Source organism: Arthrobacter sp. 210 2 (genome assembly GCF_059093025.1).
The window spans coordinates 561990-577140 of the sequence record NZ_JBNHIE010000002.1 but is presented as its reverse complement, the minus strand read 5'-3'; the positions used below and the strand labels follow the sequence as shown (position 1 = coordinate 577140).

Here is a 15151-nt window from a genome sequence, read left to right as displayed (position 1 = left end):
CCGCGGCCTCATTTCCTGGGCTTGTTCGCAGATCAGAGCCTTCTGGATTCGGATTCGCGAACACGCTTCTGATCCGCCGGTGTTTCTGATAGATGCCCCTCGGGTGGCACGATAATCGGATGGCAGCAAGCGCACCGGACAACGGACCCGACGGTATCCGGCATGTGTGGAGCCCCCGCCTGGCCCTCCTGGTGGCGGCAACGTTCTTTATGGAGTTCCTGGACGGCACGGTCCTCACCACCGCCATCCCCAACATCTCCGCCGATTTCCGGGTCCCCGCGGCCGACGTGAACATCACCATGACGGCCTACCTGCTGACCGTGGCCGTGGGCATTCCGATCAGCGGCTGGCTGGCGGAACGGTTCGGAGCCCGCCGGATCTTCTGCCTGGCCATCGCCGTCTTTACCGTGGCCTCGCTGGCCTGCTCGCTGAGCCAGGACCTGGCCACGCTGACCCTGAGCCGCATCGCCCAGGGGGCAGGCGGCGCAATGATGGTTCCAGTGGGAACGCTGCTGGTCCTCCGCGGCACACCCAAATCCGAACTGCTCCGCGCCACTGCCTTCCTGGTGTGGCCGGGACTCCTGGCACCGGTCCTGGCACCCTTGGTGGGCGGCGCACTGACCACCTACCTGTCCTGGCACTGGATCTTCCTGATCAACCTTCCCCTTGGCCTTGCCGCCTTCCTTGCCGCGTTGAGGCTGGTGCCCAGGTCAGCAGGGGACCCGGGCCGCCGGCTCGACTGGCCCGGCCTGTTCCTCACCACGGTGGGCGTCGGCGCCCTGGTGGTAGGCCTGGAACTGGCGAGCGCCCACCCGGACACGCCCTGGGCCGGGATCAGCGCAGCATCCGGTGCCGCGTCGCTTGCCGCCGCCGTGCTGTGGATGCGCCGTACCCGGAATCCGCTGTTCAACCTGGACGTGTTCCGCACCCGGACCTTCCGTGCCATGGCGACGGGCGGGTTCGTCTACCGGCTCACCATCAGTTCGGTCCCATTCCTGCTGCCGCTGATGTTCCAGGCAGGATTCGGCTGGTCCCCCATCCACGCCGGCATCATGGTGGCGGCAGTCTTCATCGGCAACATCGGCATCAAGCCGGCCACCACGCCGCTGATCCGGCGCTTCGGCTTCAAGGCCATGCTGGTGTTCGCGTCGCTGGCGTCGGCCGCAACCTTCGCCGCCTGTGCCCTGCTGACGCCTGAGACTCCCCAGGCCGTGATGTTCGCCCTGCTCGTCTGCAGCGGAGCCTTCCGGTCCATCGGCTTCTCGGCCTACGCCTCCGTGCAGTACGCGGACATCGTGCCGGCCCAGCTGACATCCGCGAACACCGTCTCCGCCACGCTCGTTCAACTGGCCACGGGGGCGGGCATAGCGGTGGGGGCCCTGCTGATCCGGATCTTCGACGGGCTGGCCGCATTTCCCCAGGACCCTGCGGGCCCATTCCGCGGGGCGTTCATGGTCATGGCCGCCCTGATGCTCGCCAGCACCGTCGACAGCCTGTTCCTGCCGCGGCATGCGGGGGCTGAGGTCAGCCGGCCTGGAGTGAACAATCCTGTGCCCAGCGGTCCAGAGGTCAGCCGGCCTGGGCCAGGACCAGCGGAAGAACAGCTCCAGCCCCGGCCTGCCGAAGAGCGCGGCCCGCGACCGTAAGTGTCCACCGGCTGTCCGCCAGGTCATCAATAAGCATCACGCTTTGCCCCTGGATACCGCCCATCGCCGCTGCAAGCTCCGGCCCAACCACCAGGCGGTCCCAGACCCCGGCCAGCCGGTAGGCGCTGTTGCCGCCCCGGCCTCCGGTGGGGCCGCCGTGCGCAAGCCGCAGCTCGCCAAGGTAGGGAATACGGCCAATCTCCGAGATCCCCCTGGCAAGGGATCCGACCAGCTGCGGCTTGCTCCGGGACGGGACGCTGATAATGGCAGCGGGCCTCCCGGCCCCGCTCCAGCCCGGCGTGCGTGAATCACCGGCACCCCATTCCCTCAGGACCTGAACACATGCCTGCAGCATGCCCGGGTCCACGGGCCGGTCCTCAGCGCCGGCAGCAAAAAGCTCACGCAAGGCGCCGCCCCACCCCAGATCGGTGAGCCTGGCGAGGACACGCCCTTCTGCAAGGCCTTCACCGGGCTTAAGCTTGCCCTTCACCGGGACGCCCAGGCGGTCCATCCCGCTGGGCCACTGCAGCCGTACTTCCAGCACGCCACCCGCCCTGCTGAGGGTCTGGTTCGCCGCGGCCGTGGCATCGGCCGCCACCTCCGCCGGGAACCACTGCCCGGCGCAGTTGTCGCACCGCCCGCAGGGGTGTGCCGTTTCGTCGTCGAGGACCGACGTGATGTACTCCATCCGGCAGCCAGCCGTGTCCTGGTAGATGATCATGGAGTCCTGCTCGTCTACGCGGGCCTCGGCGATCCTCTGGTACCGCTCCGCGTCGTAGACCCACGGCTGCCCGGTGGACCGCCAGCCGCCGCCGACGCGTTCCACGGCACCGTCCACCGACAGGACCTTCAGCAGCAGCTCAAGGGGGGTGCGGCGGAGGTCCACCCGCGCTTCCAGCGCCACCGTGGAGAGCGCCGTACCGGCCTCGGCCAGAGCAGTAAGGACAGCCGCCGCCTTTTCCTCCGAGGGCATGGAGGCGGTCGCGAAGTACTGCCAGATTTCGCGGTCCTCGGAGCCGGGCAGCAGCAGGACGTCTGCGTTGGCGGCGCCACGTCCCGCGCGGCCCACCTGCTGGTAGTAGGCCACCGGCGAGGACGGTGCGCCGAGGTGCACCACGAAACCAAGGTCCGGTTTATCGAATCCCATCCCGAGGGCAGAGGTGGCAACCAGTGCTTTGACCTGGTTGTCCTTCAGCAGCTGTTCGGCGCGTTCCCTGTCCGCGGGGTCGGTGCGGCCGGTGTAGGCAAGGACTTCGTGGCCCGCTTCGGCCAGGAGCCTGGCAGTATCTTCCGCCGCCGAAACCGTCAGGGTGTAGATGATGCCGCTGCCGGGGAGGTCGGACAGGTGCGTCAGGAGCCAGCCCAGGCGCTGCTTGGAGTCGGGCAGCGTCAGGACGCCCAGCCGCAGCGAATCGCGGCCCAGGGCGCCGCGGATGGTGAGGACCCCCGCTCCGAGCTGTTCCTCGATATCGTGCACCACGCGCGAATTCGCGGTGGCCGTGGTGGCCAGCACCGGGACCGACTCCGGCAGCCGGGTGATGAGATCAGCGATCCTGCGGTAGTCCGGGCGGAAATCGTGCCCCCAGTCGGAGATGCAGTGGGCTTCGTCGATCACCAGCAGGCCGGTCCGCCGGATCAGTTCGGGCAGCTGGTTTTCACGGAAGGAGGGATTGGTGAGCCGCTCAGGGGAGACCAGCAGGACGTCCACCTCGTCTGCGGCCAGCTGCTCCCGGACGGTGTCCCATTCGAGCTGGTTGGCGGAGTTGATGGCCACCGCGCGGACCCCGGCCCTGGCTGCGGCGGCCACCTGGTCACGCATCAGGGCAAGCAGGGGCGAGACGATCAGGGTGGGACCGGCACCCCGGCGCCGCAAAAGCAGGGACGCGACAAAGTACACGGCCGACTTTCCCCAGCCGGTGCGCTGGACCACCAAAGCCCGCCGGCCGCCGTCCACCAGCGCCTCAATGGCTTCATACTGTCCCTCGTGGAAACCGGCTTCGGGGTGTCCCACCAGCTCCCGGAGGACCTCCAGCGCCTGGTGGTGCGTTCCGGAAGCTGAAGAAGCGGAGCCGGAAAGGGCGGCATCGGCAACGGCAACTGTTGAAGGGGGCGTGTCAGAGAGCGTGGCGTGCTGGTTATCGACCATTGATTCAGTATCCCAGCCCCCTCCGACACCCGGCACCTCGGCAGCACGCATGTGGAAAGCCGGGAACAGTCGCGACCGTCATATTCTGCAGCCCCCACCCCTCCTCCACAGGCACCTTCCGCGTCCACGTAAGATAAAGCCCGTGACTAGCGAACAGACAACGACTTTTGATCTCTCGGCATCCTTCAAGGCCTACGACGTCCGTGGCATTGTGGGCGAGTCCATCACCGCCGAAATCGTCGAAGCCGTGGGGGCCGCTTTCGTGGACGTCCTGCAGCTCGAAGGCCAGACCATCCTGGTGGGCGGGGACATGCGTCCGTCCTCCCCCGAATTCAGCAAGGCCTTCGCCAACGGGGCAGCCACGCGCGGCGCCAACGTCGAGCTGCTGGACCTGATTTCCACCGATGAGCTGTATTTCGCCTGCGGTTTCCTCAACCGCGCCGGTGCCACCTTCACCGCCAGTCACAACCCGGCCGGCTACAACGGCATCAAGATGTCCAAGGCCGGCGCCGTCCCCATCTCCTCCGAAACCGGCCTCAAGGACATCCAGACCCTCGCCGAGCACTACCTCAACACCGGCTCCATCCCCGCCGCCGGCGCCCGGGGCCTGATCGGCGTCCGCGACGTCCTCAAGGACTACTCCGAGTACCTCCGCAAGCTGGTGGACCTTTCCGGCTCCCGGCCCCTGAAGGTTGTGGTGGATGCCGGAAACGGCATGGCCGGCCTCACCACCCCCGCGGTCCTGGGTGACGCCCTGCTCCCCAAGCTGCCCTTTGACATCATTCCCCTGTACTTCGAGCTGGACGGCTCCTTCCCCAACCACCCCGCCAACCCGCTGGAGCCGGAGAACCTTCGCGACCTGCAGGCCGCCGTGGTCGAGCACGGTGCGGACATCGGCCTGGCGTTCGACGGCGATGCCGACCGCTGCTTCGTGGTGGACGAGAAGGGCGAGCCCGTCTCGCCGTCGGCCATCACCGGCATGGTGGCCCGCCGGGAAATCGCCCGGGCCAAGGCCCTGGGCGAGACCACTCCCACGATCATCCACAACCTCCTCACTTCCCGCGCCGTATCCGAATTGGTGGAGCGCGACGGCGGCCGCGCCGTCCGCACCCGTGTGGGCCACTCGTTCATCAAGGCGGTCATGGCAGAGGAAGGCGCCGTGTTCGGCGGCGAGCATTCAGCACACTTCTACTTCCGCGACTTCTGGAACGCTGATACCGGCATGCTGGCTGCGATGCATGTCCTCGCCGCCCTGGGTGAGCAGGACGGCCCCCTGTCGGAGCTCGGCCGTGAATACGAGCCCTACGTCAGCTCCGGGGAAATCAACTCGGAGGTGGACGACAAGCCCGCCGCCGTCGAGCGTGTGCGTGCAGCCTTTGCCGGCGAAGACATCACCATCGACACCATGGACGGCAGCACGTTCACGGCGAACGACGGCAGCTACTGGTTCAACCTGCGCCCGTCCAACACGGAACCGTTCCTGCGCCTCAACGCTGAAGCAACGGACCGTGGCACCATGGAACGGATCCGCGACCGCGTCCTGTCGATCGTCCGGGCCTAATCCGGGATGGCGGACCATACGCGGCCAGAAGCGGAAGAACAGTCCGGGTGGCGTGATTCTGTTCCGGAAGGCACGGCGACTGACCTGGAGAACCTCCTGGGAACGGGCGTCAGCGCCGCCCAGGAGCAACTCCAGCGCAACGGCGGGTTCATGCCCTTCGCCCTGACGGTGCAGAACGACGGCGAGGTGCGGCTCGTGGCGGTCTCCCCGGCCGACGCGGCGGAGGGAACGGACGCGGACTTCGACGCCGACGCCATGATCAGCGATTTGCAGGCCCTGCTGCGGCAGAACCGGGATGACTTCCGGGCGGCCGCCGTGGTCTGCGACATCCTGCTGGTGGAAGAGGATTCGGACGCCATCCACGTGGCCGCGGAACACCGGGACGGATCGGTTTTTGCTGCCGTGCTGCCCTATGCAGCCGACCCGGCCACCAGGACCTGGGAGTTCGGCGAATTGGGTGCGGACACCAACGAACCCTCAATCTGGGTGGACTAGACCGCGGTCCGGCCATGAAGATCAACGCCTTCGCCGACGTCAGCCTGCGGGCATTGATGGTGCTTGCTGCCGTTCCCGGCGGTGAGCTGCTCACCACCCAGAACATCGCCGATGCGGTGGGAACGCCCTACAATCACGTCAGCAAGGCCATGGCGAAGCTCCGGATCATGGGCCTGATCGAGGTAGTCCGGGGCAGGGCGGGCGGATCCCGCCTGAGCCACGCGGGACGAACGGCAACCGTGGGGCAAATCCTGCGCGAACTCGACACCCGCAGCGACCCGGCGGAGTGCGTCGCACCCAGCGGCAACTGCCCGCTCATCAACGAGTGCCATCTGCGCGGCGCCCTGGCACGGGCCCGGGAGGCGTTCTACCGGGAGCTCGATTCCGTGGTGATCGCAGACCTGCCGGGCTCCCGCCAGATGGCTCCCGTCTTCTCCATGATCGGCCTCCGGCCAGGCCTTTAGCCTCCCCGCACCATGGCCCGGAACACGGCGGCAACGTCCGTCCGCGTAAGTTGATTTCATCTTCTACAGGCTGTAGAACTTGAGGTGTGAATACACGCATTTCAAATGCTTGTATTCGTGACTGGCCGGACGAAGGCCCCGGCCGCTATCTCAGGAGTCCGTATGCTCTCGGAAAAGTCCCGCCCCGTCATTGAAGCCACCCTTCCGCTGGTCGGGTCGCGGATCGGCGCGATCACGCCCAAGTTCTACTCCCGCCTTTTTGCGGCCCACCCCGAATTGCTGGACGGACTTTTCAGCCGCTCCAACCAGCGGTCAGGCAACCAGCAGCAGGCCCTGGCAGGCAGCATTGCGGCGTTCGCGGGCCACCTGCTCAGCAACCCGGGCACGCTCCCTGAGGCCGTCCTGTCCCGCATCGCGCACAAGCACGCTTCCCTGGGCATCACCGAGCCGCAGTACCAGGTGGTCTACGAGCACCTGTTCGCCGCCATCGCCGAGGACCTCGCCGAGGTCATCACCCCGGAGATCGCCGAAGCCTGGACCGAGGTTTACTGGCTGATGGCCGATGCCCTGGTCAAGATCGAAAAGGGGCTGTACGCCAGCCAGGCCAATGACCGGATGTGGATGCCCTGGCGGGTTGCGGCCAAGACTCCGGCCGGCACGGGTGCCATGACCTTCACGCTGGAGCCGGCGGACGATACGCCGGTCACCGCGGCACTCCCGGGCCAGTACATCAGCGTCAAGGTAGTCCTGCCCGAAGGCCTGCGGCAGGTCCGCCAGTATTCCCTGTCCGCGGACGCCGGCACCAGCCGCACCTTCACCACCAAGCTGGACGACGGCGGCGAGGTCTCCCCCGTGCTTCACAACAATGTGCAGGTGGGCGACATCCTCGAGATTTCCAACCCGTACGGCGAGATCACCCTCAAGGACGGAGACGGCCCGGTGGTCCTGGCCTCCGCAGGAATCGGCTGCACCCCGACGGCTTCGATCCTGCGTTCGCTCGCCGAGGCCGGAACGGACCGGCAGGTCCTGGTGCTGCACGCCGAAAGTACCCTGGACAGCTGGGCCCTGCGCGGCCAGATGACGGCTGACGTGCAGCGCCTGGACAGTGCCGAACTCCAGCTATGGCTGGAAAAGCCTGAGGCGGGCGCCCGGGAGGGCTTCATGTCACTGCGGGAAGTGGACCTGCCGGCCGACGCATCCCTCTATCTCTGCGGGCCGCTGCCCTTCATGAAGAGCATCCGCAACGAGGCCATCAACGCCGGCATCCCGGCCACCCGGATCCACTACGAGGTCTTCGGACCGGACATCTGGCTGGCCAGCTGACGTCCTCATCGACTGCTCCGAAATAGCCGTTTTGACAAGCGAAAAGGGCAATTACGGAGCAATCGATTGAGGAACGACGACGGTCCCGCACCTTTTCGCAAAGGCGCGGGACCGTCGTCGTACTTTTTTTGGCTACTGGCCTTTGCGGCTACTGGCCCAGGCGCTTCTTCAGCCCGGCGAGCTCGGACTGGAGTGCCTCCGGGAGGGAGTCGCCGAAGTTGGCGAACCATTCCTCGATGGAGGCAAGCTCTGCGGCCCACTCGGTGGGGTCAACCTTGACGGCTTCCTCCACCTGAGCCGGGGTCATGTCCAGGCCTTCGAGGTCGATGGCATCGCCGGTGGGGACGAACCCGATGGGGGTCTCCACGGCGTCGGCCTTGCCTTCGAGGCGCTCGATGGCCCACTTCAGGACGCGGGCATTGTCGCCGAAGCCGGGCCAGGCGAAGCCGCCCTCGGAGTTCCGGCGGAACCAGTTGACCAGGAAGATCTTTGGCAGGCGCTCCGGGTTGGCCTTGGCGGACAGGTTGACCCAGTGGTTCAGGTAGTCGCCTGCGTCGTAGCCGATGAAGGGGAGCATGGCCATCGGGTCGCGGCGGACCACGCCCACCGCACCGGCTGCCGCGGCAGTGGTTTCGGAGGACAGGGTGGATCCCATGAAGATGCCGTTGGTCCAGCTGCGGGCCTCGGTGACCAGCGGGATGGTGGTCTTGCGGCGGCCGCCGAACAGGATGGCGGACAGCTCCACGCCGTTGGGGCTGTGGTATTCCTCGGCCAGCATGTCGATCTGGTCGATCGGGGTGCAGAAGCGCGAGTTGGGGTGGGCGGCCGGCTTGTCCGAGTCCGGAGTCCAGGAGTTACCCTGCCAGTCCGTCAGGTGTGCGGGCACTTCCTCGGTCATGCCCTCCCACCAGACGCCGCCGTCGTCGGTCAGCGCCACGTTGGTGAAGATGCTGTTGCCCTTGGCGATGGCGCGCATGGCGTTGGGGTTGGTGCCCCAGCCGGTGCCCGGGGCAACACCGAAGAGGCCGGCTTCGGGGTTGACGGCGCGCAGCTCGCCTTCCTTGCCGAACCGCATCCAGGTGATGTCGTCGCCGAGGGTCTCCACCTTCCAGCCCTTGATGGTGGGATCGAGCAGGGCGAGGTTGGTCTTGCCACAGGCGGAGGGGAACGCCGCGGACAGGTAGTAGGTCTTCTGCTCCGGGGAGGTGAGCTTGAGGATGAGCATGTGCTCAGCAAGCCAGCCTTCATCGTGCGCCATGACGGAGGCGATGCGCAGGGCGTAGCACTTCTTGCCCAGCAGCGCGTTTCCGCCGTAGCCGGAGCCGAAGGACCAGATGGAGCGCTCCTCCGGGAAGTGGACAATCCACTTGTCCGGGTTGCACGGCCACGGCACGTCCGCCTGGCCCGCTTCCAGCGGAGCACCCAGGGAGTGCAGCGCGGGCACGTAGAAGGCGTTCGTTTCGGTGATCCGGTTCAGGACATCGGTGCCGATGCGGGCCATGATGCGCATGGAGGCAACAACGTAGGCGCTGTCCGTGATTTCGACGCCGAACTTCGGGTCTTCTGCGTCGAGGTGGCCCATGACGAACGGGATGACGTACATGGTGCGGCCGCGCATGCAGCCGGCGAACAGCCCGCGAAGCTTGTCCTTCATCTCGGCCGGGGGCATCCAGTTGTTGGTGAAGCCGGCGTCGTGCCTGTTTTCGGAGCAGATGAAGGTCTGCTCCTCAACCCGGGCGACGTCAGCGGGGTCCGAGAAGGCGGCGAAGGAGTTCGGGAACAACTCCTGGTTCAGCCGGGTCAGGGTGCCGGCTGCAACAAGCTCATCGGTGAGACGGGTGTTTTCCTCTTCGGACCCGTCAACCCAGTAGATGCGGTCCGGCTGCGTAAGCTCAGCAACCTCTTCGACCCATGCCAGCAGACCGGCATGTGTGGTGGGTGCATTCTCAAGCAGCGGCTTCTGCGCCAGATCGCCCATTGCGGTTCCCTTCCTCGGGTTCATCGGTGTGTCCTAAATGCTATGGTCCGGACCACTGCCGTTTTTTGGGAGCATGCTTAGGGAATCTGCAGCTTCAGACGGGAATCCGCGTAAATCCAAGGAATAGTTGCTGGAAATAGGTCGATTAAGTGACGAAGGTCACCTATACCGGTCTAGTCGTGCAGATTACATGCCTTTCGATTTGGCACTACGGCCAACCCTCGCGTAAAGTAATTCGAGGTTCAGGGAGAGCGGTTCTTCTCCAGGAACACGAGATGCGCCCATAGCTCAGCTGGATAGAGCGTCTGTCTACGGAACAGAAGGTCAGGGGTTCGAATCCCTTTGGGCGCACAGACAAGGTCCGCACCGGTTCGCCGGTGCGGACCTTTTGTTTTAAGTTTTGTTACCGCCTCCCGGGCTGGCCGCCAACCCGCGCTTCCCGCCCCACCTCCGGGCGTAGGCTTTCCCCATGACGCCCCAGCCTGTTGAACGCGAATTTGATGTTGTGGTGATCGGCGCAGGCGCCGTGGGGGAAAACGTCGCCGACCGGGTTGTGCAGGGCGGACTGACCGCTGTGCTGGTGGAGGCGGAGCTGGTGGGCGGCGAATGCTCCTACTGGGCATGCATGCCGTCGAAGGCAATGCTCCGGCCCGGCACCGCCCTGCACGGAGCACAGACCACGCCCGGAGCCAAGGAAGCGGTCACCCGTACACTGGACGCCGCCGCCGTCCTGAAGCGCAGGGATTACTTCACCGCCAACTGGCAGGACGACAGCCAGGTTTCGTGGGTCAAGGAGACCGGGATCGAACTGGTGCGCGGCCACGGCTGGCTCACGGCGCCGAAAATGGTCGAGGTGGCGGGGCTGGACGGCACGTCGCACCAACTGCAGGCACGTCATGCAGTAGTCCTGGCCACCGGTGCCATGCCCACCATGCCTCCCATCGAGGGACTGCAGGACGTGCAGGTGTGGGGCACCCGCGAAGCCACGTCGGCCAGTGAGGTCCCGGAACGGCTTGCCGTACTGGGCGGCGGCGTGGCAGGCACCGAGCTGGCCCAGGCCTTCGCCCGGCTGGGATCAGCCGTGACCCTCGTCGCGCGCAGCGGACTGCTCGGAAACTTCCCCCGGGAGGCTGCCGGCCTGGTGGCGGCCGGCCTGCGTGCGGACGGCGTGGAGCTGCGCCTCGATACAGCCACGGAGCGCATCAGCGGGAACGACGACGGCACGTTCAGCCTCGAGCTGGGCGACGGAACCACCCTCACCGTGGACAAGGTCCTGGTATCCACCGGCCGGCATCCTGCCCTGGAAGGCCTTGGCCTGGAGAGCGTCGGCTTCGAACCGGACGGGCACGGCCGACTTGTCCTGGCTACGGACGAGTCCGGCCTGGTGCGCGGAACTCCCGGAGATGAACCCTGGCTCTACGCGGTGGGGGACGCCGCCGGAAAGAACCTCTTCACCCACCAGGGGAAGTACGAGGCCCGCGCCACCGGCGATGCCATCGCCGCGCGGGCAAAGGGAGAACTTGAAGGCACGCCGGGCGCCTGGAGCCGGTACGCGCAGACGGCCAACCAGCACGCCGTGCCGAGCGTCGTTTTCACCGACCCCGAACTGGCCTCCGTGGGCAGGACCCTGGAGAAGGCGCGGAACGACGGGTACAACGCCTCCTCCGTGGAGCTTCCCATCCAGGTTGCCGGATCGTCGCTGCACTCAGAGAACTACGAAGGCTGGGCCCAGCTGGTGGTGGACGAGGAACGGAGGGTGCTCCTCGGTGCTACCTTCGCCGGACCCGACGTGGCCGAACTGCTGCACGCCGCCACGATCGCCGTGGTGGGTGAGGTTCCGCTCGACCGTCTGTGGCACGCCGTCCCCTCCTACCCCACCATCAGCGAGGTATGGCTGCGTCTTTTGGAGAAGTACGGCCTCTAGGACCTATTTGTACTGACTGGTCAGTTTAGCTAGGCTGGAAGCAGATGCATTCTGTGAAAGGCAACCTTGCTCTCAGCACACCAGCTTCACGTCAAAGGCCGCCGCGATCCCCTGCTTCCCCCCACCTCACTCCAGGTCAGCCGTGGCGAACTGCTGCTTGTGACCGGGGGCCGGCAGGACCAGCGGACATCCCTCTCCCTCGTTCTCAGCGGCAGGATGAAGGCCAGCAGCGGCCTCATCAGCTGGGACAACCAGCAGCGCGTCAGGCCCCTTCGGCTGGCCAGTGCGCTGGTGGACTCCCCCGGGGTCAATGAACCCGAGCAGCACCTGAGTGTCCGTGACCTGGTGACGGAGGACCTTGCCCTGGTGCCGCGCCGCTACCGGGGAGCCCTGCTCAGCAAGCCGTGGCTCAAAGTGAACAGCTTCGAGGACATCGCGGACCTTTGGACGGAGCAACTGGCGCCCGGCAGGCGCCTGGAACTTTTGACGGCACTGGCGCTGGCCAACCCCCGCACGGACCTGCTGGTTGTCGACTCCCCTGACCGGCACAGCGCGGACGACGGCGACTGGCTGCCACGGCTGCAGCGTTTGGCGTCCGACGGCGGCAGGCAACTTGCCGTCGTCGCTGCGGTCAGTGCCCTCCCGCCGTCGTGGACGGGGCCCACCGCCGCGATCGGCAATGCCGTCCAGCATCAGCCCGCACGGCAGGCAGAACAGCAACGGAGCGCCACGGCCCAGCCGGACAACCAGGACACCGAACTCGAAACAGAGGTTGCCAAGTGACCGTACTGCGGCTGGCCCGCTCAGAACTCAAGCGCATGACTGGCGGCCTGCTGCCCAAACTGACAATCCTTGCCCTGACCATGGTGCCGCTCTTGTACGGCGCCGTGTACCTGTACGCCAACTGGGATCCGTACGGCAACCTGGACCACCTGGATGCCGCCCTGGTGGTGGAGGATTCGGGCGCCACAGCCAGCGACGGCAGCCGCCTTTCGGCCGGCACCAAGGTGGCGGACAGCCTGGTGGAAGGGAACGTCTTCCACTGGGTCCCCGTGGACAGCACGGCCGAAGCCGACCAGGGCGTCAGCGACGGCAAGTACGCCTTTGCCCTGAAGATTCCGAAGGACTTCTCGGCCAACCTGGTATCGCCGGGCAGCTTTGATTCGGCCAGCAAAGCAATGCTCAACGTCACCACCAACGATGCCAACAACTACCTCCTGAGCACCATCGTGGACAAACTGACAACGTCGGTCCACTCCACGGTGGCCACCGAGGTGGGCGAGGAAACTGCCAACCAGCTGCTCACCGGCTTTGGCACCATCCACACCCGGATGGTCAAGGCAGCCGAAGGCGCCGGACAGCTGGCCGGCGGCGTCGCAGGCCTTCGCGACGGCACGGTCACCCTCCATGAGGGGACCACCGGGCTCAGCAGCGGAGCCTCCGAGCTGTATGCCGGACAGCTGAAGCTGCGGGACGGCGCCAACCAGCTGACCGACGGCGCCGGGCAGCTGAGCAGCGGACTGTCCACCCTCAAGGACAAGACCGCCTCGTTGCCCACCGATTCGCAGACCCTTGCCAACGGCGCCGCACGGGTGGCCGCGGGGAACGCCCAGCTGAATACCAAGGTCCAGGACGTGGCAGCCCAGCTGGACGCCGCCGACCAGGGCCTCCGTACACGGGTCATCGAATCCAATACCCGGCTAATCGCCTCGGGCGTCCTGACCCAGGAACAGGCCGACAGCATCCTGGCCGATTTTGATGCGGTGGCAGCATCCAGCCCTGTTGCAGCGGCAAAAACCAAAATCGAGACCGACGCGGCCCAGATCCAGCAGCTGGCCGACGGCGCCGAAGCCGTCAGTGTGGGTGCCGCCCAGCTGGCCGCCAGTACGCCGGCGCTCCGGGACGCAATTCAGCAGGCGTCCGGTGGAGCCGACCAGCTGCACACCGGTGCAGCCACGCTCGCCACCGGTGGGCAGGCAGCCCTGGACGGCACCGCCGCCCTGGTGGACGGAGCGCGGAAGCTGGACGCGGGTGCAGCCCAGCTGGAGGAAGGCGCCGGCACGGCCGCGGACGGCTCACGGACCCTCGCCGACGAGATCGGCAAGGGAGCGGGGCAGGTGCCCAACCCGGATGACGCGCAAAAGAGCAACCTGTCCCGCGTCATGGCGGACCCGGTTGCCGTCAGCAACGTCTCGCAGGCAAAAGCCGATTCGTATGGGGCGGGGCTGGCGCCGTTCTTCCTCACCCTCGCCTTGTGGATCGGCATCTTTATGCTGGTGCAGGCAATGCGCCCCATCACCCGGCGGGCGCTCGCCTCCAACACCCCGTCCTGGAAGATCGCACTGGGCGGCTGGCTCCCCTTCCTTGCCGTTTCCGTGGTGCAGGCCACCCTCCTGACCCTGGTGGTGAACCTGGCCCTCGGCCTGAACCCGGCCCACCCGGTCCTGACGTGGCTCTTTATGCTGGCTGCAGCCATGGCCTTCAGCGCCATCATCCAGGGCGTGGTGGCGCTGCTGGGCTCACCCGGCAAACTGGTGGTGCTGATCCTGCTGGTGCTCCAACTGGTGTCCTCCGGCGGAACATTCCCCTGGCAGACCACTCCGCAGCCCCTCCACGTGATCCACGAAATCCTGCCCATGGGCTACGTGGTCACGGGCATGAGGCACCTGATTTACGGCGCCGACCTTTCCATGATTGTTCCCACGGTGGCCGGGCTCCTGGGCTACACCCTGCTGGGCACGGTCCTGTCCACGCTGGCCGTCCGCAAGAACAAGTACTGGACCCTGAAGACGCTTAAACCGGAGATCGCGGTATGACCCCCGGGGCACCGGCACCAAAGGGGTCGGCACCAAAGGGGTCGGCGCCGAAGGGACAGCGCCCGGCACGGACCACCGCCACCCGGCAGAAGCTCTTCGACGCCTCCATGGCACTCATCGGTGAACGCGGTGCCGCCAACGTCACCGTGGACGAGATCGCCGCCGCCGCCGGAGTGTCCAAGGGCACGGTCTATTACAACTTCGGCAGCAAGTCAGAGCTCATTGCCCAGTTGCTGCGGCACGGCGTGGACATCCTCAAGGCCCGCCTGCTGGGAACGGCAGAGGACGGGACAGCGGGCCCAAAGACAACCGGTCCAGGGACAACCAGAGACCCGTTGCTGGCCATGGAGGCAATGATTGGGCAGGCCATGGATTTTATGGCCGAGTATCCGTCCTTCGCACGCCTCTGGGTCAGCGAAAACTGGCGGACGCCCAGTGAATGGCAGGGTACGTTCACGGTACTGCGCGGTGAGCTGCTGGCCGTGATCGGGCAAGCGGTGGAGGGCGTGGCGAAGGCCTACCCCGTGGACGAATCGGTCTCCAGGGGCAGTTTGGAGACGGCCATTTTTGGTGCCTGCTTCGTGGTGGGCCTGGACCGCCAGACCTACAATCCCGAGCGCACCCGTGACCAAAGCGTTGCAGCAATCATGGCCATCATGCGCGGCTACGTGCTGAAGCCGCCCGCTCCTCAGGAATGATGGTTGACATGCGGCATATGGGGAACAGCGGAAAGTTTGCGGTCATCTGCGGCATCGTCGCTGCCGGGTTGCTTGTACTCACGGGAATCACGCTCGCGGA

Annotated in this window: 11 protein-coding genes and 1 tRNA gene; 10 read left to right on the top strand and 2 right to left on the bottom strand. The window is 66.4% G+C overall.

Annotation, left to right across the window (positions count from 1 at the left end; translation table 11 throughout):
• The first annotated feature begins 119 nt into the window (after positions 1 to 119).
• The gene (locus tag AC5RWA_RS07150) at positions 120 to 1646 is read left to right on the top strand and encodes an MFS transporter (protein ID WP_494057059.1); all 1527 of its coding nucleotides are present in this window, start codon (positions 120 to 122) and stop codon (positions 1644 to 1646) included.
• On the opposite strand, the gene AC5RWA_RS07145 is transcribed toward AC5RWA_RS07150, so the two are convergent.
• Positions 1570 to 3792, bottom strand: a complete 2223-nt coding sequence (locus AC5RWA_RS07145; protein WP_494057058.1) for a RecQ family ATP-dependent DNA helicase — start codon at positions 3790 to 3792, stop codon at positions 1570 to 1572. The two genes, AC5RWA_RS07150 and AC5RWA_RS07145, sit on opposite strands and share 77 nt — an antisense overlap.
• A gap of 142 nt (positions 3793 to 3934) precedes the next feature.
• On the opposite strand from AC5RWA_RS07145, the gene AC5RWA_RS07140 reads away from it, so the two are divergent.
• The 4 genes from AC5RWA_RS07140 (at position 3935) to AC5RWA_RS07125 (ending at position 7635) form a co-directional block, all read left to right on the top strand.
• A complete protein-coding gene (locus AC5RWA_RS07140; RefSeq protein ID WP_476247430.1) occupies positions 3935 to 5353 on the top strand; it encodes a phosphomannomutase/phosphoglucomutase in 1419 nt (472 codons plus the stop codon).
• A 6-nt stretch (positions 5354 to 5359) separates the two neighbouring features.
• Entirely contained in the window at positions 5360 to 5848 is a 489-nt protein-coding gene (locus AC5RWA_RS07135; RefSeq protein WP_494057057.1) for a hypothetical protein, read from the top strand.
• A 14-nt stretch (positions 5849 to 5862) separates the two neighbouring features.
• Positions 5863 to 6312 (top strand): RrF2 family transcriptional regulator, encoded by a 450-nt coding sequence (locus tag AC5RWA_RS07130; protein ID WP_494057056.1) that lies wholly within the window; start codon positions 5863 to 5865, stop codon positions 6310 to 6312.
• Between the two features lie 162 nt (positions 6313 to 6474).
• Entirely contained in the window at positions 6475 to 7635 is a 1161-nt protein-coding gene (locus AC5RWA_RS07125; protein WP_494057055.1) for a globin domain-containing protein, read from the top strand.
• Positions 7636 to 7783: 148 nt separating this feature from the next.
• On the opposite strand, the gene AC5RWA_RS07120 is transcribed toward AC5RWA_RS07125, so the two are convergent.
• Positions 7784 to 9613, bottom strand: a complete 1830-nt coding sequence (locus AC5RWA_RS07120; protein WP_115525922.1) for a phosphoenolpyruvate carboxykinase (GTP) — start codon at positions 9611 to 9613, stop codon at positions 7784 to 7786.
• A 277-nt stretch (positions 9614 to 9890) separates the two neighbouring features.
• Between AC5RWA_RS07120 and AC5RWA_RS07115 the strand changes: the two genes are divergently transcribed.
• The 5 genes from AC5RWA_RS07115 to AC5RWA_RS07095 all read left to right on the top strand — a co-directional run bounded on the left by AC5RWA_RS07115 (position 9891) and on the right by AC5RWA_RS07095 (position 15051).
• Positions 9891 to 9964, top strand: a tRNA-Arg gene (locus AC5RWA_RS07115).
• 118 nt (positions 9965 to 10082) lie between these two features.
• Positions 10083 to 11537, top strand: a complete 1455-nt coding sequence (locus AC5RWA_RS07110) for a dihydrolipoyl dehydrogenase family protein (protein ID WP_079598307.1) — start codon at positions 10083 to 10085, stop codon at positions 11535 to 11537.
• A 66-nt stretch (positions 11538 to 11603) separates the two neighbouring features.
• A complete protein-coding gene (locus AC5RWA_RS07105) occupies positions 11604 to 12320 on the top strand; it encodes an ABC transporter ATP-binding protein (protein WP_494057054.1) in 717 nt (238 codons plus the stop codon).
• Positions 12317 to 14353, top strand: a complete 2037-nt coding sequence (locus AC5RWA_RS07100) for a YhgE/Pip family protein (RefSeq protein WP_494057053.1) — start codon at positions 12317 to 12319, stop codon at positions 14351 to 14353. Before AC5RWA_RS07105 ends, AC5RWA_RS07100 begins: the two co-directional genes overlap by 4 nt.
• Positions 14350 to 15051, top strand: a complete 702-nt coding sequence (locus AC5RWA_RS07095) for a TetR/AcrR family transcriptional regulator (protein WP_494057052.1) — start codon at positions 14350 to 14352, stop codon at positions 15049 to 15051. Before AC5RWA_RS07100 ends, AC5RWA_RS07095 begins: the two co-directional genes overlap by 4 nt.
• The last annotated feature ends 100 nt before the right edge of the window (positions 15052 to 15151 follow it).

Excerpts from the sequence above, each read along its gene's own strand:
- AC5RWA_RS07150 (WP_494057059.1), top strand. The coding sequence starts at position 120 with ATGGCAGCAAGCGCACCGGACAACGGACCCGACGGTATCCGGCATGTG.
- AC5RWA_RS07145 (WP_494057058.1), bottom strand. The coding sequence starts at position 3,792 with ATGGTCGATAACCAGCACGCCACGCTCTCTGACACGCCCCCTTCAACA.
- AC5RWA_RS07135 (WP_494057057.1), top strand. The coding sequence starts at position 5,360 with ATGGCGGACCATACGCGGCCAGAAGCGGAAGAACAGTCCGGGTGGCGT.
- AC5RWA_RS07130 (WP_494057056.1), top strand. The coding sequence starts at position 5,863 with ATGAAGATCAACGCCTTCGCCGACGTCAGCCTGCGGGCATTGATGGTG.
- AC5RWA_RS07125 (WP_494057055.1), top strand. The coding sequence starts at position 6,475 with ATGCTCTCGGAAAAGTCCCGCCCCGTCATTGAAGCCACCCTTCCGCTG.
- AC5RWA_RS07120 (WP_115525922.1), bottom strand. The coding sequence starts at position 9,613 with ATGGGCGATCTGGCGCAGAAGCCGCTGCTTGAGAATGCACCCACCACA.
- AC5RWA_RS07110 (WP_079598307.1), top strand. The coding sequence starts at position 10,083 with ATGACGCCCCAGCCTGTTGAACGCGAATTTGATGTTGTGGTGATCGGC.
- AC5RWA_RS07095 (WP_494057052.1), top strand. The coding sequence starts at position 14,350 with ATGACCCCCGGGGCACCGGCACCAAAGGGGTCGGCACCAAAGGGGTCG.